We start from the raw sequence: 21,629 nt of genomic DNA on the forward strand, positions 1-21,629 counted from the left end.
ACGACTACGGCAAGGGCGTCGCAGACGCCTTCAGCGCCGCGTTCGAGGAGGAGGGCGGGACCGTCACGAGCTCCCAGGCCTACCAGCTGGGCACCGTCAACTTCGGGAGCATCGTCGACACCGCCCTGAGCGACGATCCCGATGCGGTGTTCATCGGCGGCTTCTACACCGAGGCCGGCAAGATCGTGACCCAGGTGCGGGATGCGGGATCCGACGTGCCGATCTTCGCCTCCGACGGGGCGGCGAGCCCGCTCTTCCTGGACCTCGCGGGAGCGAACGCCGAGGGCGTCGAGGTCTACGCGGCGTTCTCCGCGAGCGACCCGCGCGCCGAGGCATCGGGATTCGTGAGCGCATTCCAGGACAAGTTCGGCAAGGAGCCGAGCTCGTGGGCGGCACTGGCGTACGACGCGACCTACGTGGTCGCGGAGGCCATCGAGAAGGCCGGAAGCACGGACCGCGCCGCGGTTGCGGATGCGATCAGGCAGACGACCGACTTCGACGGCGTCTCGGGAACCATCAGCTTCGACGACGACGGCAACCGCGTCGGCGAGCTGACCTTCCAACGGGTCGAGGACGGCGAGTTCGTCGTGATCACCGAATAGTCGCTCCGGTGGACGTCCCGCGGGACGTCCACCGGGACGGCATCTCTTATGCCAGATCACTACGGAGAGAAGTGATGCAGGAAATCATCAACGGACTTGCGGTCGGCGGGATCTACGGGCTGCTCGCCGTCGCCTTCAGCGTCGTCTACGGCGTGCTCGGAATGGTCAACTTCGCCTTCGGCGAGATCTTCATGTTCGGCGCATTCGGCGCGCTCGTCGCGGGCCAGACCAACAGCATGATCGCCGGCAACGCGGTAGAGGGCGCCGCCCTGCCCGCCTGGCTCGCGATCCTCATCGGGCTGCTGGTGGGCTCGATCATCGGGTGGCTGATCGAGCGAGTGGCCTATCGTCCGCTCAGATCCGCTCCGATCCTGTCGATGCTGATCACCGCGATCGCGGTCTCGATGCTGCTCCGCGCGGTCGCGACGTTCCTCTTCGGGGCCGCTCAGGTGCCGGTGGCGCGCCCGGCGCTCGGGGACCCGATCGTGCTGCTCGGAGCACGGATCCAGCGGATGGACCTCGTGGTGCTCGTGGTCGCTGTGCTCGTGACGCTCGCCTTCTGGTCGGTCATCAGGTTCACCCCGATCGGCCGCGCGATCCGCGCCACGGCCGAGGACAAAGACGCCGCCAGACTCATGGGCATCGGCGTGGACCGGGTGATCTCGACCACCTTCGTGCTGGGGTCGGCCATGGCCGCGATCGCGGGCATCCTCTACTCCCAACGCTACGGCTTCGCCGCGGCGACCATGGGGTTCCTGCCGGGCCTCAAAGCGCTGGTCGCGGCGGTGCTGGGCGGCATCGGGAGCATTCCCGGAGCCTTCATCGGCGGGCTCGTGCTCGGCGTGAGCGAGGAGCTGGCCGCCTCGTACGTGCCGCAGGGCTCGGCGTACCGCGACGTGATCGCATTCGGAATCCTCGTGATCATCCTGTGGTTGCGACCCCAGGGCATCCTGGGCAGGCGAGAGGTGCAGAAGGTCTAACCATGTCGAACACACACACCACGCCCATCGTCGTGCTCAAGCCCGAACTCGGTCTGCACCGCTGGATCTGGCCGGGGGTATTCCTCGTGATCGGACTCATCGCGCCGCTCGTCCTCCCGGGCGACAAGTGGGTGCGCGTCGCCGCGCTCGCCCTCGTCTACGTCGCGCTGGCCTCGGGGCTCAACGTGCTCGTCGGCCTGACGGGGCTGCTCGATCTGGGCTACATCGCCTTCTTCATCGTCGGCGCGTACACGACGGCCATATTCACGGTGAGCACGTTCGGGCCGATGCTCGAGCAGAACCCCGCGGCGCTCTGGTGGGTCCTCCCGATCAGCGTCGTCGCCGCCATCGTGCTCGCGGGCATCGCCGGATCCATCATCGGCTATCCGACGCTCCGCGCCCGGGGCGACTACCTCGCGATCATGACGCTCGCCTTCGGCGAGATCGTGCGGATCGTATCCATCAACTGGACCGAGTTCACCGGCGGGGCGGTCGGCATCAGGAACATCCCGCCGCTGAGCGTGACGGGTTCGGGGGTCGTCCCTCCGACCGTGACGTACTACGTCATCTTCGTGGTGGTCGTGGTGCTGCTGATCGCGCTGGCCTCGCTCATCGCCTCGCCGGTCGGGCGCGCATGGGTCGCGATCCGCGAGGACGAACTGGTCGCCTCGTCGATCGGCATCCGCACCCGCCGCTACAAGCTGCTCGCGTACGTCGTCGGCGCCTCGACCGCCGGCGTGATCGGCGTCTTCTTCGCGCACATGAACCAGTTCGTGAATCCCGACAGCTTCACCCTCGAGGACAACTTCATCGTGCTGAGCCTGGTGATCCTCGGCGGCGCGGGCACTCTGTGGGGGCCGATCACCGGAGCAGCGCTGTGGATCTTCTTCCAGGCCGTGGCCAAGGACATCCCCCTGGTCCAGGAGCACCCGGAGTTCCGCACCGGCTTCCTGGCGCTCATCGTCGTGATCCTCATGATCCTCCGGCCCGGAGGCATCGTGTCGAAGCGCCTGGAGCTCACGCGGGCCCGCGGGGGCACGCTGCCGCCCGCCGGGTCCCTGCAGGCGTTCGACGGCGGATCGGCGGCGAAGCAGCCGGGCGAGCCCGTACTCAGGGTGCTCGACGTCAAGCAGGTCTTCGGCGGCCTCACGGCGCTCGAAGCCGTGACCTTCGAGCTGCGGCACGGCGAGGTGCTCGGGCTGATGGGGCCGAACGGGGCCGGCAAGTCCACCCTCCTGAACGCCATCTCGGGTGTGACCCGGGCGACGTCGGGCACCATCGAGCTCGACGGGGAGCGCATGGAGCGACTCGAGTCGAGTGCGGTCTCCACGCGGGGCGTCGCGCGCACCTTCCAGACGGTGCGGCTCTTCTGGGACATGACGGTCCTGGAGAACCTGCTCGTCGGCGGGCATTCGAGACTGGCGGGCTTCGTCCCCCGATTCCTCTCTCCCGTGCCCTTCGTGCGTCGCGGCGAACGCGTCACGGTGGAGGAGGCGGAGGAGGTGCTCGCGTTCGTCAACGCCTGGGAGTGCCGCGACCGACGGGCCTCCTCGCTCGACGCCTATCAGCAGCGGCGGGTGGAGATCGCCCGTGCGCTCATGACGCGGCCGCGCGTGCTGCTGCTCGACGAGCCGGCAGCGGGCCTGAACGAGAGCGAGACCCGCGATCTCGCGGGCCTGATCTCCCGGATCAGGGAGCACGGGATCGACGTGATCCTCATCGAGCACGACATGGATCTGCTGATGGGCGTCTCGGACCGGATCATCGTGCTCGACCACGGCGTGATCATCGCGGATGGCACACCCGCGGAGATCCGCACCGATCCTGCTGTGCTCGAGGCCTATCTGGGGAGCGACGCCAAATGAGAATGCTCGAAGTCGAAGCGCTGAACGTCAGGTACGGGGTCGTGCGAGCCGTGCTCGACGCGGACCTCCACGTGGACGAGGGGGAGCTCGTAGTGGTCGTCGGGGCGAACGGGGCCGGAAAGAGCAGCCTGCTCCGGGCGGTCGCCGGGCTCAACAAGCACCGCGGCAGGATCCGGTTCGCCGGGAAGGACGTCTCCGGCAGCAGGGCCGAGCAGCGGGTGCGGAGCGGGCTCTCGCTCGTTCCCGAAGGGCGGCACATCTTCGGGCGCATGACGGTGTTCGAGAACCTCCAGGTGGCGAACTGGGGCTCCGCCACCCAGTTCTCGAGCGAGTCGGAGCGGGTGTTCGAGATGTTCCCCCGCCTGCTCGAACGGAAGAACCAGACGGCCGCCACGCTCTCGGGCGGGGAGCAGCAGATGCTCGCCCTCTCGCGGGCGTTGATCCGGCGTCCCCGGCTGCTGATGCTCGACGAGCCCTCCATGGGGCTCGCACCGAAAGTGGTGGCCCGGATGTTTGAGATCATTAAGGAGATCAACGACGCCGGTACGAGTGTGCTGCTGATCGAGCAGAACGCGCGCATGGCTCTCTCGATCGCGAACCGCGGATACCTCATGGAGACGGGTTCTCTGACGGGCGGCGGCGATGCGCGTGTGATGCTTGAGGACGAGCGACTGCACGAAGCCTACTTCGGCAAGAACTCGGACGCGGGAGACGGATGATGCCCGTGCTGCGGCGTCACGGCGCGGGTGGAATGGTTTTCGATTGAGAATGGATGAACGCTGATGGACTGGGGCTCGATAAGCAGGGGAGAGACGCTCTCAGTACCGGATAGGCTCTCGGTCGATCTCGAGCGCCTCATCCTCGAGGGGGAGCTGTCGCCGGGGGAACGCCTGCCGGCGGAGCGGGATCTCGCGCAGCATCTGGGGGTGTCGCGGGTGTCCATCCGCGAGGCGCTGCGCGAGCTCGAGAACCGGGGCCTGATCGACCGGAAGCCGGGGCGCGGCACGATCGTGCTCAGTCCGGGCGAGCGGTCGAAGGACTCCGGCACGGTCATCGAGGCGTTCAACGCGATGCGCTCCGAGCTCAGCGACATCATGGAGCTGCGCGCGATCGTCGAGCCTCCGATCGCGCGGATCACCGCGGCCCGGGCGACCAGCCGCGACCTCACCCAGCTCGAGGAGCTCGTGAAGGCGATGGAGATGGACGTGACGAAGGAGCGGTACGCCGAACTCGATCGCGCGTTCCATCAGGCGATCGCCCAGTACACCCACAACCCGCTGCTCGCCCTCATCAACGAGCAGATCGCGATCCAGATCGCTCCGAGCCGAGCCGGCAGGTATCAGACGAAGGCGCGCCGCACCGCGTCGAGCGTGGCGCATCGGCGGATCTACGAGGCGATCGCGGCGGGCGACGGGGAACGGGCCGAGCAGGAGGCCCGCGCGCACGTGCTCGACATCAGCCGCGAGATCGCTCGCGCGGCGCAGGACAAGGGAACGGGTCGGAGATGACGAATGCTCGACACCACCGCGGCGCGATCTCGACGTCGCACCATCTCGCCACCGAGGCCGGCGCGGCCGCGCTCGAAGCGGGCGGCACCGCCGTCGACGCCGCGCTCGCCGCCGCGGCGACCCTCTGCGTGGTGTACCCCAACAACGTGGCGCTCGGGGGAGACCTCGTCGCGCTCGTGCGCAGCCCGGAGGGCGAGGTGCGCTTCCTCAACGCGACCGGCACGGCGCCCGCCGCCCAGACGCTCGAGGCGCTGCGCGGGACGCACGGCGAAGAACTGCCCCTGCGCGGCATCGACACCGTCACCGTGCCCGGCGGCGTGTGCGGCTGGCACGCGCTGCACGAGTACGGCGCGCGGCTGAGCTGGGCCGATCACTTCGAGGCGGCGATCCGGCACGCCGAGCAGGGATTCCCCAATTCGCGCTCGGTCGCTGCGGCGCTCGTCGACGACCGGGACTCGCTCGCGCGGGATCCCGGCGCGAGCGCGGTCTTCTACCCCGGGGGCGAACCGCTCGCGGAGGGCGCCCCGCTCGTGCAGCCCGCGCTCGCGGCGACGCTGCGCCGGCTCGCCGAGCGCGGCTCGGCCGAGTTCTACGAGGGCGAGACCGCGGCCCGCTGGATCGCCGGTCTGCAGCGCCTCGGGTCGAAGATCGAGCTGCGGGACGCCGCCGACTACTCCGCCTACTGGGGCGAACCGCTCGAGGGCGCCTTCGCGGGCCTCCGGGTGCTCACGGGTCCGCCCAACACCTCCGGATTCATGCTGCTGCGCGCGCTCGACGCGGTGGCGGCGGGGATCGAGGACCCGCTCGGCGCGGGGGCCGGCGCGCTCGCCCGCGCCTTCCACGACAGCAACGCCGTGCGTGCGGCCGCGCTCGCCGATCCCGGCTTCGGCGGCGCATCCGGCCCGGAGCTCGTCGCGATGGCGGCCCCGGACCGCCCCGTCCGCGCCGCCGCCCGGGCGAGCGGCGACACCGTCGGGCTCAGCGCCGTCAGCTCCGACGGCTGGGCCGTGTCGCTCATCAACTCCGTCTACTGGGGGTTCGGCGCCCACATCCTCGAACCCGACACCGGCATCGTGTTCCAGAACCGGGGCACCTCGTTCTCGCTCGATCCGGCGTCGCCCAACGCCTTCGCGCCGGGCAAGCGCCCGCGGCACACGCTCATGCCGGTGCTGATCCTGCGCGGCGACGAACTCGCCTGGGTGCCGGCGACGATGGCGGCTCGGCGCAGCCGCAGATCCACACCCAGCTGCTCCTGCGCTCCCTGTCCGGAGCCTCGCCGCACGACGCCACGCACGCACCGCGCTGGATCGTCGACGAGGCGCGGGGCGACGAGCCCGTCTCGGCGACGGTCGAGGAGGACGTGCCCGTGACCACGCGCGACGCGCTCGCGGCGGCCGGTTTCGAGCTCAGGACCGTGCCCGCGTACACTGAGGATCTCGGCCATTCGAACCTGATCCGGGTCACTCCCGAGGGGTACGAAGCCGCGAGCGATCCCCGCTCCGACGGCTCGGCGATCGTGGTCGCGGACCCGGGCTGAGCCCGGCCGCCCCGCGTCCCGATCATCCACGAACCCCAGAATCGACCCTCATGACCAGCACCCCCCGTCCCAGCATCCTCGTCCTCTCCCTGCTCGGCGCGGTCACCGGCATGCTCTCCGGACTCTTCGGCATCGGCGGAGGCGTGGTCCTCGTCCCGATGCTCGTGATGATCCTCGGATTCCAGCAGCGGCTCGCGGCCGGCACCTCCGTCGCGGCGATCCTGCCCGCCGCGGTGGTCGGCGGCATCGGCTACGCGGTGCAGGGCAACGTCGACTGGCTCGCGGCGGTGCTGCTCGCGGCGGGCATCGTCGTCGGCGCCCAGATCGGCAGCTTCCTGCTCTCCCGCGTGCCCACGGGCTTCCTGCGCTGGATGTTCATGGCGTTCCTGCTGGGAGTGGTGATCAGTCTCTGGTTCGTCGTGCCGCAGCGCGACGCCTCGATCGAGATCACCGTGCTCACGGGTGCGCTGCTCGTGGTCACCGGTCTCATCACCGGCGTGCTGTCGGGGCTGCTCGGGGTGGGCGGCGGGGTCGTCGTCGTGCCGATCCTCATGTTCTTCTTCGGCGCGAGCGATCTCGTCGCGAAGGGCACCTCGCTGATCATGCTCATCCCGGGCTCGCTGTCGGGCACCATCGGCAATGCGCGCCGCCGCAACGTCGATCTCAGAGCCGCGGTCGTGCTCGGGATCTCCGCCGCGGTGCTCTCGCCCCTCGGCTCGGTCATCGCGACGCACATCCCGCCGTTCTGGTCGAACGTGGCGTTCTCGGTCCTGCTCGCGTTCATCCTGGGGCAGATGCTCTTCAAGACGCTGCGCGGCAAGAAGCGGAAGTAGCCCCCGTCGCCCGCTGTCGCCGGCTGAGCGAGTGGCGGGCGAGCCGGAACCAGGCGCGCCAGGGTCTCGACCCGTTCCGTCCGCCCGGCCAGCGGCGGGCACCGGGATCCGGGCCCTTCGACAGGCTCGGGGGACCGGATCCGCTCAGGGCGCCGGGTAGGCGGGCGGCAGCACGACGTCGCTGCGCTTGTACATGGTGAGCAGCGGCTCGGCGCGCACGCTGAGCTCGCCCTCGGCGAAGTGCGACGCCAGCTCGGCGATCGCGCCCGGCACCTCGTTCCGGTCGCGGAACGCCAGCATCGCGCGCACGGAGCTGTCGGCCGAGGTCTCGGCCACCCAGCGGCTGCGGGAGTCCGCGGCGATGAGATCGGCGAGGCGGCCGAGCTGGGCGACGGGGGCCCGCGCGTCGAGGGAGACCTCGTAGGGGTATCCGAGCAGTGCCGGATCGAGCACGGCGCGGATGCTCACCCGGTCGGCGCGCTGCATGACCTGGATGCGCCTGCGCACGGTGGCCTTCGCGAGACCGAGCTCCGACGAGATGGCGTCGATGCTCATGCGGCCGTCGACGATCAGCAGGTCGAGGATGCCCTGATCGATCTGGTCGAGTTCGTTCAGCAGTCCCTCGGGTGCGACGAGCGCCGAGGCCTCGTCTTCGCCGAGCACGGCGAGCTGGGCCTCGTCGAGGATCTCGGGCTGCCAGCCGCGCACGGTGCGCCGATAGCGGTGCAGCGGCGCGAAGGAGTAGTCGAGCACCTCGAGACGGGGCAGCTCCCGCTCGATGAGCGCGGCCCGGTCCTCGGTGCGGATGAAGCACTCGGCGAGCACCGCGCTCTCGGACATCAGCGTGGTCACCCAGAGCGTCTCGGGCCGGTGGGACAGCCAGCGCGCCACGTGCGAGAGCTGGTCGGGGCGGCAGGCGACGCGGGCGAGGAATGCGTCGCCCCGTCCGGCCACGATCGGGTGCGCGAAGGCGGTGACCCGCACGAGTCCCTGCTCGAAGAGGCGCGTGGCGCGCCGCGACACCGTGCGCTCCTGCAGTCCCGTCGCCTGCGCGATCAGCCGCCAGGAGGCGCGCCCGTTGCGCAGCAGCGCGGCGCAGATGTCGCGATCGGCCGGGTCCAGTACTTCGGTCATGCGCGCTCGCTCTCGCCGTTTCGGTCATTACCCCCGTCCCAGTGTAACTTTTCGGACACCTGAAGGACTCGGTGTTGACATAGTAGTCATTTATCGTCATTATTCATGAAGAAACAGACACGAAAGCACCCGGCTTTTCCTGTTCTGCTCATTCGAGGAGGAGTGAGTGATCGAAGTGGACAATGATCACTGCCGCTGGAGTGCTCAGCAGCAGCTGGCGGCGCTGCATCGCCGCGAGTTCTCGGCGCGCGAGCTGCTCCGCGAGACGCGGGATCGCTACGAGCGGCTCAACCCCGCGATCAACGCGGTGGTGGCGGTCGACTTCGCCGCGGCGGAGCAGGCCGCCGAGCGCTCGGACCGGCTGCGGGCGTCGGGGGCCGAGCCGCGCCCGCTGGAGGGGCTGCCGATGGCGGTGAAGGACCTCGAGGACACGGCGGGCCTGCGCACGACGTACGGCTCGACGCTGCACGCCGAGCACGTCCCGGATCGCGACTCCCTGGTCGTGGAGCGCCTGCGCGCGGCGGGGGCCGTGATCTACGGCAAGAGCAACACCCCCGAGTTCGGCACCGGCTCGCACACCTACAACCGCGTGTACGGCACCACCACCAACCCCTACGATCCGAGTCGTTCGGCCGGCGGCTCGAGCGGCGGCGCGGCGGCGGCGCTCGCCGCGGGACTCAGCTCCGTCGCCGACGGCTCGGACATGGGCGGCTCCCTGCGCAACCCCGCGGCATTCTGCAACGTCGTGGGGCTGCGCCCCTCCATCGGACGGGTGCCCAACTGGCCGTCCAAGGACGGCTGGGACACGCTCTCCACCAATGGTCCGATGGGGCGCACCGTGGGCGACGCGGCCCTGCTGCTGTCGGTGCTCTCGGGCGGCGACCCCCGAGTGCCGCTGGCCCTGCCCGACCCGCTGGGGCCCGGGATCCCGGCGCTCGACCGCACCCTGCGCATCGGCTGGAGCCGCACCCTGGGCGGCCTCGACATCCAGCCCGAGATCACGGCCGTGCTCGACGGCGAGGGGCGCCCGGCGCTCGAGGGCCTCGGGCACGCGGTGCGCGACGTCGAGCCCGCGCTCGAGGAGGCCGACCGCGCGTTCCGCGTGCTGCGCGGCCTGAACTACGCCCGCGGCTTCGGCGGTCTGCTCGAGCGGCACCGGGAGGCGCTGAGCGCCGAGCTGGTGGCGAACACCGAGGCCGGGCTGCGGCTCACCATCGACGACTTCCTCGAGGCGCGGGAGCAGCGCACGCGGGTCTACGACGGGCTGGTGAGCCTCTTCGACGAGATCGACGTGCTCGCCGCGCCGGTCACCGCCGTCGTCCCCTTCCCCGCGGAGCAGATCTGGCCGCGCGAGATCAACGGCGTCGTGCAGCCGGACTACCTCGAGTGGATGCGGGCGAGCTGGCGCATCTCGCTCACGGGCTTCGCCGCGATCAGCGTGCCGTGCGGGTTCACGACTGCGGGTCTGCCGGTCGGCCTGCACCTCATCGCCCCGCCCCGGCAGGAACCGCTGCTGCTCGCGCTCGCGCAGCAGTTCGAACAGGAGCGCCCCGTGTGGCGCGAGCGCCCCGGAATCCTCGCGGCCGATGCCGCATCCCCCGACCCACTGCAAGAAACGGAGGCACTGCGATGAGCAGCGACGACGCCACGCTCTCGATCAGAGATCTCACCAAGGAGTTCATCACGCCCGAGGGCACGAGCTTCACCGCCCTGCGGGGCATCGACCTGGACATCGTGCCGGGCGAGTTCTTCGTCATGCTCGGCCCGTCGGGCTGCGGCAAGACGACCCTGCTGCGCTCCATCGCGGGGCTCGAGCAGCCGACGAGCGGCGAGATCTGGCTGGGCGGCACCCGGATCGATCAGCTGCCGCCGTATCGGAGGCGCGTGAACACGGTGTTCCAGGCCTACGCGCTGTTCCCGCATCTCACGGTGCGCCAGAACGTGGCCTTCGGTCTCGAGATGGAGGGCAGGAGCGCGAAGTCGCCCGAGGTGCGGCGCCGGGTCGACGAGATGCTCGAGCTGGTCGGCCTGGGCGAGTTCGGCAGTCGCAGGCCGGCGCAGCTGTCGGGCGGCCAGCAGCAGCGCGTGGCGCTGGCGCGGGCGCTCGCGAAGAGGCCCGACGTGCTGCTGCTGGACGAGCCGCTGTCGGCGCTCGACCTGAAGCTGCGGCGCGGCATGCAGACGGAGCTCAAGCGCATCCAGATCGAGTCCGGGATCACCTTCGTGTTCGTGACCCACGACCAGGAGGAGGCGATGAGCATGGGCGACCGGATCGCCGTCTTCAACCAGGGGTCGATCGCCCAGCTGGGCGCCCCGCGCGAGCTGTACGCGGAGCCGGCCAACCGCTTCGTCGCCGAGTTCATCGGTGAGATGAACTTCCTCACCGTGACGCCCGACGCCGACGGCGCGCGCACTCGCGACGGCGCCCTCATCGAGGCGGCCGCGCTCTCCGAGCCGGTGTCGGGCGGGGCGGAGACCACGGTCGGCATCCGGCCGGAGCACCTGCGGGTGTCCGGCACGGGCGCCTTCGCCGGCGAGATCGTCGCGTCCCAGTACATCGGCACCGACCTGCGGCTGTGCGTGCGGATCGGCGCGAACGACGAGGTCTGGGCCCGCGTCGACGCCGACTACGACGGCCCCAGCGCGGTGGGGCAGCGCACGGCGCTCGCCGTCGCGCCCCGCGCGGCCCGGGTGGTGCGGTCGTGAGCGCGCCCCCGCATGCGACGGTGCCGATCGACGTGGCATCGGCGGAGCAGTTCCGCCGGACCCGCTGGCGGCGGCCGGGCAGCGGTTCGCCGTGGCTGGCGCTGCCGGGTCTCGTGCTGGGCGTCGTGTTCGTCGCGCTGCCCGTGATCCTCGTGATCGGCTACTCCTTCATGAGCCGGGCCCCGGGCGGGGTCGGTGTCGCGGGACCGGTGAGCTTCGACAGCTGGCAGCGCCTGCTCTTCGAGGAGGACTTCAGCGGCGACCTCGCCTTCAACGGCCAGTACCTCGTGATCCTGTGGCGCTCGGTGTGGATGGCGGGCCTGACGACCCTGCTCGCGATGATCGTCGCGATTCCCGCGGCCGTGTGGATCGCGACCCGCTCGCCGAAGGTGCGCAACATGCTCGTGCTCGCGGTGACGATCCCGTTCTGGACCAACACCCTGATCCGCACCTACGCGTGGATGATCATGCTGAACGACCAGGGCCTCGTCAACGCGGGGATCAAGGCGGTTGGCTTCGAGCCGCTGCCGCTGTTCCCGAGCCCGTTCGCGACCATGGTCGGCCTCGTCTACGTGTTCGTGCCGTTCATGATCCTGCCGATCTACACGAGCGCCGCGAAGTTCGACTTCCGTCTCGCCGAGGCCGCCTACGATCTCGGCGCGACCCGCTGGCGGGTCGTGAGCCGGGTGCTCCTGCCGAGCCTGCGCTCGGGCATCCTCGCCGGCAGCCTGCTCGTCTTCGTACCCGCCCTGGGCGCCTTCATCCAGCCGATGCTGCTGGGCGGCGCCAAGCTGGATCTGATCGGCACCGTCATCCAGCGCCAGTTCAAGGAGTCGATGAACTGGCCCTTCGGTGCGGCGATCTCCGTGGCGCTGCTCATCCTGACGCTCCTGGCACTGCTCGCGTTCGCCTTCGCGGCGAAGCGGCTCTCGGCCCAGGGCGAGAAAGCGAGCCTCCTGTGAAGAACCGCGCCTTCAGAGCCCTCAACGCCTTTCCCGGCTTCGCCGGGGTCGGAATCGGGCTGCTCGTCTTCCTCTACCTGCCGCTGGCGGTGATCATCGGCTACTCCTTCAACGCGAACAACATCGTGATGGTGTGGAGCGGGTTCAGCCTCGACTGGTACGCCGAGGTGTTCCGATCGGCGCAGATCCGGCAGGCGTTCATGAACTCCCTGATCATCGCCGTCTGGTCGACCGTGATCGTGCTCGTCCTCGCCGTGCTCGCGGCGGTCGGCCTCATCAGCATGAAGCGCCGCAACTCGGCACTCGCGAACGGTCTCCTGGCCGCGCCGCTGATCCTGCCGGAGATCGTGCTCGCCATCGCGATCCTCAGCCTCTTCGCGTTCGTGAAGGCGCCGCTCGGGATCCCCGCCATGATCATCGGCCACGCCGTCGTGGGGCTGCCGTTCGCGCTGATGACGATCCGCTCCCGTCTGTCGGAGGCGGACTGGAGCCAGTTCGAGGCCGCCGCCGACCTCGGGGCGAACGAGCGACGGATCTTCCGCCGCATCACCCTCCCCATGCTCACCCCGGCGATCATCTCCGGCGGAATGCTCTCCTTCATCGTGTCGATGGACAACTTCATCATGTCCTTCTTCACGGCCGGACCCGGCTCCACCACGCTGCCCCTCTACATCTGGGGATCGCTGCGCGTCGGTCTCACCCCCGAGATCAACGCCCTCTCGACCATGATCCTGGTCGTCTCCGTCCTCGTCCTCGTCCTATCGCAACTCATCACCCGAAAGAAAGGCTGATCAATGAGCATCACCCCGTTCCGCGCACCGCTGCGCCTCACCCTCGCCGCCACCGCCGTCGCCGCACTCCTGCTCGGCGTCACCGCCTGCGGCGCCTCCGAGGCGGGCGGCGACGACGCCGGCGCTGCGGATGCCGCGTTCCCCGAGAGCGGCTCCGGCGTCGTCAACCTCTTCAACTTCACGAACTACATCAACCCCGAGACGCTCGAGCAGTTCACCGAGGACACCGGCATCACGGTCAACGTCGACACCTTCTCCTCCGCCGAGGAGATGGTCGCGAAGGTGAAGACCGGGAGCGCCACCTACGACGTGGTGACCGTGTCCGACTACGTCGCGGAGGACCTCATCGCGAGCGGTCAGCTCCTGGAGATCGACGCGACGAGCTGGCCGAACGGCGGCAACATCGAGGACGGCTTCGTCGACATGTTCTTCGACGAGGGGCGCAAGTACACGACGCCCTACGCCATGATCTACAACGGCATCGGATACAGCAGCGCGGCCCTGCAGGACCCGGTGACGAGCTGGGACGACTACTTCTCCGCCCCGGCCGGATCGAGCGGCATGATCGGGCTGCACGACAGCCAGACCTTCGTGATCGATGCGGCACTGCTCGCGACCGGATCGGAGCCGTGCACGGATGACGGCGCGGCCTACCAGCGGGCGCTCGACCTGCTGAACGACTTCAAGCCGAACGTCAAGGTCATCAGCTCCGACGGCACCATCGACCGCCTCGCCGGCGGGGAGACGGTGCTCTCGACGATGTGGAACGGCTCCTTCGCGCGGGCGAAGGCGCAGAACCCCGATCTCGAGTACGTGCTGCCCGAGGAGGGGTACCTGATGGGGGGCGACAACCTCGCGATCCTCACCAACGCGCAGAACGCCGACAACGCCAAGATCTTCATGAACTGGATGCTCGATCCCGCCAATGCGGCCTCGAACGCCAACTGGATCAAGTACTCGGTGCCGCTGAAGGGCATCGGCGACGAGCTCGACAAGCTCGACGACGGCGGCGCGAAGGTGATCGTGCCCACCGCGGAGGAGGCCGAGCGCGGCATGCTGCAGGTGCCCTGCTCGCCGGACGTGAAGGAGCAGTACGACAAGCTCTGGACGATGTTCAAGGGCTGAGCATGATCGTTCGGGTGGGCGGTTCGCCGCGGGAGGCGACCGGCTGGGCGCGCCGCGAGCCGCCCACCCGGCGCGCCTCAGGCGTCGTCCATGCGCACCCCGCTGCGCTTGATCGCCTGGATCACGATCGAGGTGTCGACCTCCACCGCGTCCTCGGTCCAGTCGGCCCGCATGAGGAAGTCGGCGAGGGCGGCATGGTCGACGCAGGCGATGTCGACGAAGAGCTGATGGCGACCGGTGGTGAAGGCGAGGTACCGCACCTCGGGCACCCCGGCGAGCCGCATGGCGACCGACTCCGTGCGGCCCGGGAAGGTGCGGATGCGCAGGATGGCCTCCACGGGGAAGCCGAGCGCCGCCGGCTCGACGACGGCCCGGTCGAAGAGGCGGCCGCTCGCCTGCAGGTGGGCGAGCCGGCGGCGGGCGGAGGCCGGGGAGAGCGCGGTGGCCCGAGCGAGCTCCTCGACCGTCGCGCGCCCGTCGGCCGCGAGCACCCGCGCGATCTCCTGCTCCTCCCGGCTGAGCGGCGCCAGCTCCACCGAGCCGGTCGGCTCCCAGCTCTGCTCCCGGTCCATGAGCGCGGCGACCTGATCCTCGTCGAGGATGCCGGGAAGCCACTGATGGGTGCCCTTGTAGAGCTTGAGGATCGTGGCGGTGTCGATGCCCGCGGCGCCCGGCATGCCCGGGATCTCGTCGAGCAGCATCGAGAGCGAGCGGGTGCGCTCGTTCATCAGCTCGAAGACGCAGTCGGCGTCTCCGGTGGTGAGGTAGGTGAACACGGAGTTGCTCCGGGAGGCGGCCGCGGTCGCGGTGACGCGGTTCATGCCCGAGATGCAGCGGACGCTGGCGATGGTGCTGTCGAGCACCCCGCCCTGCGGCAGCAGGGTGAGCCCGGTCATGCGCACCTGGCGGGTGCGCAGCAGCTCGGTGCCGTGCGCGGCGACGGTGCGCTCGGGCGCATCGATGACGGAGGCGATGCGGCGCCATCCGGCCCGGCCGTTGACCTGCAGCGCGGCGACGATCCGGCGGTCGAGCGCATCGAGTACTTGAGTGGTGATCATGGCAACATTTTCTGCCGATTTCTTCAGAATAGCAATACCTGTGTACGACACCGGTCGCATCTGCTTAGAGTCATAGCTAATTCGATCAATGCCGATGGATTGCCCACTCCCGGGCGGGCGCGGCGGGATCCGAATTCCCCCTCAACCCCGAAGTGAAAGTTGTGTCAATGAAGATTCGCAAGCTGGGACTCATGGGTCTCGCCGCCGCCGCGATCGTGTCGCTCGCGGCCTGCTCGTCGGGCGCTCCCTCGGGCGACGGTGCCGCCGCCGAGGACGGGCCGATCAAGATCCGCGTGCAGTCGCAGGCGTCGATCGCCGCCGAGCCCCTGTACATGGGCGTCGAACAGGGCATCTTCGAGGAGGAGGGCCTCGACGTCGAGATCGTCGAGCTGCCCGATCTCCCCGCCGCCACCGCCGCGCTCCAGGCCGGCAAGCTCGAGCTCGCCTTCGTGCCGACCATCTCGGCGCTGACCATGGCCCGCCAGAACGTGCCGATCACCATGATCGCCGCGGCCGACGGCATCAACCCCGCGGCCGCCGACGCGTCGCTCGAGGAGCAGCGCGACTACACCTCGGTCGGCATCTACGTCAGCAAGGGCAGCGGCATCGACAGTCTCGAGGACATGGCCGGCGCGAGCATCGCGGTGCCGGAGCTCAAGGGGCAGCCCGACGCGACCATCACCTCGGTGCTGCACGAGGCCGGCGTGGAGACCGCCGACATCGAGTGGCTCAAGCTCGGCTTCCAGCCCGCGCTCGACGCGCTGAAGGCCGACCAGATCGACGCGGCCTTCCTGGTCAGCCCGTTCTCGCTCCAGGCCGACGAGGCCGGGCTCGCGCGCGTCATGAACCCCAGCGTCGTCTTCTTCCCGCAGGGCTCCGCCACCACTTCGTGGGCGGGCAACAGCGACTGGGTCGAGAACAACCCCGAGGCCGTCGCGCGCTTCCAGCGGGCCATGGCCAAGGCGTCCGAGTGGGCGAACGAGAACATCGACGAGGTCAAGCAGCACGCCATCGATCGCGCCGGTCTGAAGCTCACGCCGGCCGACATGCCGCAGTCGTACTGGCCGGCCGCCATCGACCCGGCCCAGCTCGCCGAGGTCGACGAGAAGCTCGTGGCGATCGAGTTCTTCCCCGAGCCCGTCGACGTCGACACCATCCTGGCCGCTCCGGCCGAGTAACCGCGAGCGAGGAGGACGCGCATGTCGTCATCACCCAGAGCCGGCCGCCTCGCGGCCGCACCCGTTCTCTTCGGTGCCCTCGGCATCGTCCTCCTCCTCGCGGCGTGGCAGTGGGGGTCGACGCAGGTCACCTCCGAGGGCGCGCTGCCCTCCGTGCCGGTCGTCGCCGAGGCGCTCGCCGGGCTGTTCCTGCAGGGGACGTTCTGGGGCGACGTCCTGCTCACCCTCGGCATCGCCCTGCTCGGCTGGGCGATCGCCGCGGTGGCGGGGGTCGCCCTCGGGGTGCTCGTCGGCACCTCGGACGTCGCCTTCTCGGCGACCCGCGTGGTGCTCGAGTTCCTGCGGCCGATCCCGGCGATCGTGATCCTGCCGCTCGCCATGCTCGTGCTCGGCCCGACGGCCGAGATGGGGATCTTCCTCGTCGTCTTCGGCGTCATGCTGCCGATCGCCGCGCAGACGGCCGCGGGCGTCGAGTCGGTCGATCCGGTCATGCGGAACACCGCGCGGTCCTTCGGCATGGCGCCGGGGGAGATCCTGTGGCGCGTCATCCTGCCGGGCGCCTCGCCCTTCATCGGCACCGCGATGCGCGTCGCCGCCCCGGTCACCCTCATCATGGCCGTCGTCGCCGGCATGCTCGGCGGGGCCCCGGGCATCGGCAGCGCGCTGACGGTCGCCCAGACCTCGGGCCGCAGCGATCTGATCTTCGCCTACGTCGTCGTGCTGGGTGTGCTCGGCCTGTTCGTGCAGACGGCCGCGGGTCGCACCGAGCGCCGCCTGCTGCACTGGCACGCCTCCTACCGGAAGGGGAACTGAGATGGCCATCGCACCCAGTCCCACCACCAGCACCACCGTCATCCGCACGGCGGCGAAGGCGAAGCGCGCCCGCAACCGCCTGCCGCTCCTCCTGACGCTCGAGATCGGCGTGCCGGTCCTGCTGCTCGCCGCCTGGTGGTTCGGCTCCCTGAACTCCACCGATCCGTTCTTCCCGCCGCTGCGCGACATCGTGCTCGAGTTCCAGCGCCTGTGGCTCTTCGACAAGTTCGCCAGCGACGTGCTCCCGAGCGTCGGCAACTTCGTGCTCGCGTACCTGATCGCCTGCGCGGTGGGCATCGCACTCGGCATCCTGCTCGGCCTCGTGAAGCCGCTGTTCTGGATCCTCGACCCCATCGTGCAGTTCGTGCGCTCGATCCCCGCCGTCGCGCTGCTGCCGATCTTCATCGCCACCATGGGCTTCGGCAACGAGGTGCGGGTCTTCGCGATCGCACTCGCCTCCCTCTTCCCGGTGCTCATCTCGACCATCGACGGCGTGCGCTCCACAGAGCCGCTGCTGCTCGAGACCGCGCAGGTCTACCGGCTCACCCGCTGGGAGCAGCTGCGCAGCATCTACGTGCCCGCGGCCTCGCCGCAGATCTTCTCGGGCGCGCTCGTGAGCCTGCAGGTGGCGTTCATCGTGATGATCACCAGCGAGATGATGGGCGCCGCGCGCGGGATCGGCGCGTTGACGCTGCTGGCGCAGGGCAGCTTCGACGTCAAGGGGATGTGGGCGGGCATCGTGCTCCTCGGCATCCTCGGCTTCCTCGCGAACCTCGTCTTCACGATGGTGCGCCGCCGCGCCCTCGCCTGGTACCTCGGCGCCCAGAAGGCGGCCTCGGCCGACTAGCGGCCGCTCCGCCGAAGCCGCCGACCGGGCGAAGCCGAGATCGAGGCATCCCCGGCCCGCCGGCCCTCACCCCGCACAGACCTCACCGAACACGGAGACCACCCCATGACCAACACCCAGCTCGTCGTCGAGCACCTCTCCAAGTCCTATTCCGTCGGCGGCGCCGACGTGCAGATCATCGCCGACCTCACCTTCGACGTGTCGGCCGGCGAGATCGTCTCGATCGTGGGCCCGTCGGGTATCGGGAAGACCACGCTGTTGAAGTGCCTCACGGGTCTGCAGTCGATCACGTCGGGTTCGGCGCGCATCGACGGCAAGCAGATCGACGGGCCGCCGGAGGAGATGGCGCTCGTGTTCCAGGAGTACACGCGGTCGTTGATGCCGTGGCTCACGGTGGAGAAGAACGTGCGGCTGCCGCTGAAGCACCTCCGCCTGCCGAAGGCCGAGGCCGACGAGCGCGTGCGCTCCGCGCTCGCCTCCGTGGGGCTCTCCCAGGCCCTCGACCGCTTCCCGTGGCAGCTCTCCGGCGGCATGCAGCAGCGCGTCGCCATCGCCCGCGCCCTGGCCTACCGCCCCGAGGTGCTCGTGATGGACGAGCCCTTCGCCTCCGTCGACGCCCAGACGCGCTTCGAGCTCGAGGACCTCTGCCTCAAGATCCGCGACGAGTTCGGCATGACGATCCTGCTCGTGACCCACGACATCGACGAGTCGGTCTACCTCTCCGACCGGGTCGTCGTGCTCGGACATCGGCCGGCGATCGTGACGCGCATCGTCGACATCGAGCTGCCGGCGCCGCGCGATCAGATCTCCACGCGCGCGCTGCACGAGTTCGCCGAGCTGCGCACCGAGATCTTCGAGCTCATCCGGGCGGGCGCGATCCCGTCGCAGAGCGCTCAGACCGCGCAGCCCGCGCAGAGCGCCTGAGGCCGGCATGGCGAACGACGAACTGACGTGGATGCCCGCGGCCGAACTGGCGGGCCGCATCCGCGCGGGCGAGCTCTCGGCGCGCGAGGCGCTGCGGGCGCACTGGGACCGCATCGACGCGGTGAACCCCGTCATCAACGCCGTGATCCACGAGGACCGCGAGGCCGCGTGGGCCGAGGCCGAGCGCGCCGATGCCCGCCAGGCGGCGGGCGAGCATCTCGGGCCGCTGCACGGCGTTCCCATGACCAACAAGGACACGAACGAGACCGCCGGGATGCCCAACACCTGGGGCTCGCCGCTGCTGCAGCACGTGGTGGCCCAGCGCGACAGCCTCATCGTGGGCCGCATGCGCGCCGCGGGCGCGATCATGACCGGCAAGAACAACGTGCCCGAGTTCGCGGCGGGCGCGCACACCTTCAACGAGGTGTTCGGCACGACGCGCAACCCCTACGACCGGGGGCGCAGCGCCGGCGGCTCGAGCGGCGGCGCTGCCGCCGCGATCGCCGCGGGCATCCAGGCGATCGGCGACGGCTCGGACATGGGCGGCTCGCTGCGCATCCCGGCCGCGTTCTGCAACGTGCTCGGTCTGCGCCCCTCGCTCGGGCGCATCCCCACCCCCGGCGCCAACTCCTGGATGTGGCTCGGCCGCACCGGCCCGATGGCGCGGGAGGTCGCGGATCTGGCACTCATGATGACCGTGCTCTCCGGCCCGGATCCCGCCGCGCCGACCTCGATCCAGGAGTCGGGGCTCGACTTCCGGGTGGGGCTCCGCTCCGGGATCGCCGGTCTGCGCATCGGATGGTCGCCCGACGTGGGGCTCGGCATGCCGGTCGACCCGGAGGTCGTGGCGGTGGCGGAGCGCTCGCTCGCGGTGTTCGCCGAGGCCGGCGCCGTCGTGGAGGAGGCCTCGCCCGACCTCTCCGAGGCCGACTACGTCTTCCGCCAGACCCGCGCCTTCGACTACGAGTTCGGCTGGGGCGAGCTGGTGCGCGCCCACCCCGACCGCGTGAAGCCGGAGGTCGTCGAGAACGTCGCGGCGGGCGCCCGCCAGAGCGCGGCCGATCTGCACGAGCTCGCCCGCGCCCGCACCCGCCTCGAGCAGCGCACCCGCGAGTACTTCGAGCGCTACGACCTGTGGATCACCCCCACGGCGCAGGTGCTGCCGTTCCCGGCGGAGCAGCGCTGGCCCGCCGAGGTCGCGGGTCAGCCGATGGGCGACTACCTCGACTGGATGCGCTCGGTCTGCGTGGTGTCGGGCATGAGCGTGCCCGCCCTCTCCGTGCCGGCCGGCTTCTCCAGGTCGGGGCTGCCCGTCGGCATCCAGCTGGTGGCCCCGCAGGGGGCCGACGCGCTGCTGCTGCGGGCCGCCCGCGCATACGAGGAGCGCACGAGGTGGTCGCGGATGCACCCGCGGCTCGGAGTCGCGGTCGGGGCCTAGCCGGGCCGTTCGAACACACGAGAGAAGGAAGTGGTTGACATGGTGGATCAGGGGTCGCTCGACGGGGTGCTGGTGGTGGATCTGTCGCGCGCGCTGGCGGGTCCGCACGCGGGGCAGATGCTGGGGGATCTGGGCGCCAGGGTCATCAAGGTCGAGGCACCCGGTTCGGGGGACGACACCCGGTCGTGGGGGCCGCCGTTCGTGGACGGCTCGGACGGGGCGCCGTACTCGACGTACTTCCTGTCGTGCAACCGCAACAAGGAGTCGATCGCGCTCGATCTGAAGAGCGACGACGGCCGCCGGGTGGTCACCGAGCTGCTGGGGCGCGCCGACGTGCTCATCGAGAACTTCCGCACCGGGGTGATGGATCGCCTCGGCCTCGGCACCGTCGCGCTCGCCGAGCTCAACCCCCGCCTGGTCCAGCTGTCCATCACGGGCTTCGGGCACGACGGGCCGGAGGGCGGGCGTGCGGGCTACGACCAGATCGTCCAGGGCGAGGCGGGGCTGATGTCGCTCACCGGCTCCGGCCCCGACGACCCCCAGCGGGTGGGCACGCCGATCGCGGATCTGCTGGGAGGCATCCACGGCGTGGTCGGGGTGCTCGCGGCGCTGGTCGAGCGGGAGCGTACGGGACGGGGGCGCGTGGTGCGCACCTCGCTGCTGTCGTCGATCGTGGGGGTCCACGCCTTCCAGGGAACCCGGGTCACGGTGGCGGGCCAGGTCCCGGCCGCGCAGGGGAACCACCATCCCTCGATCGCGCCCTACGGCCTGTTCCGATGCCGGGACGGGGCGGTGCAGATCAGCGTGGGCAACGAGCGCCTGTGGCAGGCGTTCTGCGCCGAGTTCGATCTGGATCCAGAGACGCCGGGGCTCGCCGCGAACCCCGAGCGGGTCGCGCACCGCGGTGAGACGATCGCGTTCGTCGAGGCCGCGTTCGCCCGGCACGACGCGGCGCCGCTCCTGGAGCGCCTGGCCGGAGCGGGGATCCCCGCGGGCAAGGTGCGCGACCTCGCCGAGGTGTACGAGTGGGATCAGCTGCACGCTCAGGGACTGGTGGTCGACGTGGAGCACGCCGCGCTGGGCGGCATCTCGCTGCCGGGCCCGGCGATCCGCTTCTTCGACGTGGACGGCTCCGGGGAGACCGAGCGCGCCCGCACCGAGCACACGGCGCCGCCGGTGCTCGACCAGCACGGCGACGCGATCCGCGCCTGGCTGGGGCTGGACCGGGTCGCGACCGCGGGCGAGCCGGCGGAGGCGAGCGCATGAGCGCCGCGGAGACCCTCGCCCCGCCGCGCCGGCTGTCGGCGCGGGAGCTGATCGAGCTGATC

The 21,629-nt window shown here is 70.3% G+C and carries 20 protein-coding genes and 1 pseudogene; 19 read left to right on the forward strand and 2 right to left on the reverse strand.

All coding sequences use genetic code 11. The features are described 5' to 3' along the window. From ACWKZU_RS01805 to ACWKZU_RS01840, 8 genes and pseudogenes are all read left to right on the forward strand, one after another. Nucleotides 1-602: ABC transporter substrate-binding protein (locus tag ACWKZU_RS01805; protein WP_449280679.1), on the forward strand; the 602-nt coding region annotated here is incomplete at its 5' end. Nucleotides 603-676: 74 nt separating this feature from the next. Next, nucleotides 677-1,582, forward strand: coding sequence for a branched-chain amino acid ABC transporter permease (locus ACWKZU_RS01810; protein ID WP_449280680.1), 906 nt, complete (start codon nucleotides 677-679; stop codon nucleotides 1,580-1,582). 2 nt (nucleotides 1,583-1,584) lie between these two features. Next, on the forward strand, nucleotides 1,585-3,447 hold the full coding sequence (locus tag ACWKZU_RS01815) for a branched-chain amino acid ABC transporter ATP-binding protein/permease (protein WP_449280681.1): 1,863 nt from the start codon (nucleotides 1,585-1,587) through the stop codon (nucleotides 3,445-3,447). Next, complete coding sequence (locus ACWKZU_RS01820) at nucleotides 3,444-4,166, forward strand: ABC transporter ATP-binding protein (protein ID WP_449280682.1); 723 nt, start codon at nucleotides 3,444-3,446, stop codon at nucleotides 4,164-4,166. Before ACWKZU_RS01815 ends, ACWKZU_RS01820 begins: the two co-directional genes overlap by 4 nt. 63 nt (nucleotides 4,167-4,229) lie before the next feature. Beyond that, nucleotides 4,230-4,955 carry a FadR/GntR family transcriptional regulator gene (locus tag ACWKZU_RS01825; protein ID WP_449280683.1) on the forward strand — a complete coding sequence of 242 codons (726 nt, stop codon included), beginning with the start codon at nucleotides 4,230-4,232 and terminating at the stop codon, nucleotides 4,953-4,955. Next, a pseudogene (locus tag ACWKZU_RS01830) lies at nucleotides 4,952-6,082 on the forward strand (gamma-glutamyltransferase); the annotation flags it as partial. The gene ACWKZU_RS01825 and the pseudogene ACWKZU_RS01830, both read left to right, overlap by 4 nt. A 119-nt stretch (nucleotides 6,083-6,201) precedes the next feature. Beyond that, complete coding sequence (locus tag ACWKZU_RS01835) at nucleotides 6,202-6,492, forward strand: hypothetical protein (RefSeq protein ID WP_449280698.1); 291 nt, start codon at nucleotides 6,202-6,204, stop codon at nucleotides 6,490-6,492. A gap of 50 nt (nucleotides 6,493-6,542) precedes the next feature. Further along, nucleotides 6,543-7,325 (forward strand): sulfite exporter TauE/SafE family protein, encoded by a 783-nt coding sequence (locus ACWKZU_RS01840; RefSeq protein ID WP_449280684.1) that lies wholly within the window; start codon nucleotides 6,543-6,545, stop codon nucleotides 7,323-7,325. Between the two features lie 144 nt (nucleotides 7,326-7,469). On the opposite strand, the gene ACWKZU_RS01845 is transcribed toward ACWKZU_RS01840, so the two are convergent. Then, nucleotides 7,470-8,459: an Lrp/AsnC family transcriptional regulator gene (locus tag ACWKZU_RS01845; protein WP_449280685.1), complete on the reverse strand. Its 990-nt coding sequence runs from the start codon at nucleotides 8,457-8,459 to the stop codon at nucleotides 7,470-7,472. A 166-nt stretch (nucleotides 8,460-8,625) separates the two neighbouring features. Here ACWKZU_RS01845 and ACWKZU_RS01850 point away from each other — a divergent pair, with 166 nt between their 5' ends. Genes ACWKZU_RS01850 through ACWKZU_RS01870 form a run of 5 tightly spaced genes read left to right on the forward strand, consistent with a single transcriptional unit; the run spans nucleotide 8,626 to nucleotide 14,043 of the window. After that, nucleotides 8,626-10,092 (forward strand): amidase, encoded by a 1,467-nt coding sequence (locus ACWKZU_RS01850; RefSeq protein ID WP_449280686.1) that lies wholly within the window; start codon nucleotides 8,626-8,628, stop codon nucleotides 10,090-10,092. Continuing rightward, entirely contained in the window at nucleotides 10,089-11,165 is a 1,077-nt protein-coding gene (locus ACWKZU_RS01855; RefSeq protein ID WP_449280687.1) for an ABC transporter ATP-binding protein, read from the forward strand. Before ACWKZU_RS01850 ends, ACWKZU_RS01855 begins: the two co-directional genes overlap by 4 nt. Next, nucleotides 11,162-12,127, forward strand: a complete 966-nt coding sequence (locus ACWKZU_RS01860; protein ID WP_449280688.1) for an ABC transporter permease — start codon at nucleotides 11,162-11,164, stop codon at nucleotides 12,125-12,127. The genes ACWKZU_RS01855 and ACWKZU_RS01860 overlap by 4 nt, the downstream gene beginning before the upstream one ends. Further along, nucleotides 12,124-12,918: an ABC transporter permease gene (locus tag ACWKZU_RS01865; RefSeq protein WP_449280689.1), complete on the forward strand. Its 795-nt coding sequence runs from the start codon at nucleotides 12,124-12,126 to the stop codon at nucleotides 12,916-12,918. Before ACWKZU_RS01860 ends, ACWKZU_RS01865 begins: the two co-directional genes overlap by 4 nt. Nucleotides 12,919-12,921: 3 nt before the next feature. Beyond that, complete coding sequence (locus tag ACWKZU_RS01870) at nucleotides 12,922-14,043, forward strand: ABC transporter substrate-binding protein (protein WP_449280690.1); 1,122 nt, start codon at nucleotides 12,922-12,924, stop codon at nucleotides 14,041-14,043. 77 nt (nucleotides 14,044-14,120) lie between these two features. Here ACWKZU_RS01870 and ACWKZU_RS01875 read toward each other — a convergent pair whose 3' ends face one another. Beyond that, nucleotides 14,121-15,101 carry an Lrp/AsnC ligand binding domain-containing protein gene (locus ACWKZU_RS01875; protein WP_449280691.1) on the reverse strand — a complete coding sequence of 327 codons (981 nt, stop codon included), beginning with the start codon at nucleotides 15,099-15,101 and terminating at the stop codon, nucleotides 14,121-14,123. 167 nt (nucleotides 15,102-15,268) lie between these two features. Here ACWKZU_RS01875 and ACWKZU_RS01880 point away from each other — a divergent pair, with 167 nt between their 5' ends. The 6 genes from ACWKZU_RS01880 to ACWKZU_RS01905 all read left to right on the forward strand — a co-directional run bounded on the left by ACWKZU_RS01880 (nucleotide 15,269) and on the right by ACWKZU_RS01905 (nucleotide 21,567). Then, nucleotides 15,269-16,279, forward strand: a complete 1,011-nt coding sequence (locus ACWKZU_RS01880; protein WP_449280692.1) for an ABC transporter substrate-binding protein — start codon at nucleotides 15,269-15,271, stop codon at nucleotides 16,277-16,279. A 21-nt stretch (nucleotides 16,280-16,300) separates the two neighbouring features. Then, nucleotides 16,301-17,092 carry an ABC transporter permease gene (locus ACWKZU_RS01885; RefSeq protein WP_449280693.1) on the forward strand — a complete coding sequence of 264 codons (792 nt, stop codon included), beginning with the start codon at nucleotides 16,301-16,303 and terminating at the stop codon, nucleotides 17,090-17,092. A 1-nt stretch (nucleotide 17,093) separates the two neighbouring features. Next, nucleotides 17,094-17,939 (forward strand): ABC transporter permease, encoded by an 846-nt coding sequence (locus ACWKZU_RS01890; RefSeq protein ID WP_449280694.1) that lies wholly within the window; start codon nucleotides 17,094-17,096, stop codon nucleotides 17,937-17,939. Between the two features lie 105 nt (nucleotides 17,940-18,044). Then, the gene (locus ACWKZU_RS01895) at nucleotides 18,045-18,863 is read left to right on the forward strand and encodes an ABC transporter ATP-binding protein (protein WP_449280695.1); all 819 of its coding nucleotides are present in this window, start codon (nucleotides 18,045-18,047) and stop codon (nucleotides 18,861-18,863) included. 7 nt (nucleotides 18,864-18,870) lie between these two features. Continuing rightward, nucleotides 18,871-20,301, forward strand: a complete 1,431-nt coding sequence (locus ACWKZU_RS01900; protein WP_449280696.1) for an amidase — start codon at nucleotides 18,871-18,873, stop codon at nucleotides 20,299-20,301. 39 nt (nucleotides 20,302-20,340) lie between these two features. Then, nucleotides 20,341-21,567 (forward strand): CaiB/BaiF CoA transferase family protein, encoded by a 1,227-nt coding sequence (locus tag ACWKZU_RS01905; protein WP_449280697.1) that lies wholly within the window; start codon nucleotides 20,341-20,343, stop codon nucleotides 21,565-21,567. The last annotated feature ends 62 nt before the right edge of the window (nucleotides 21,568-21,629 follow it).

This window comes from Leucobacter sp. (assembly GCF_053528595.1).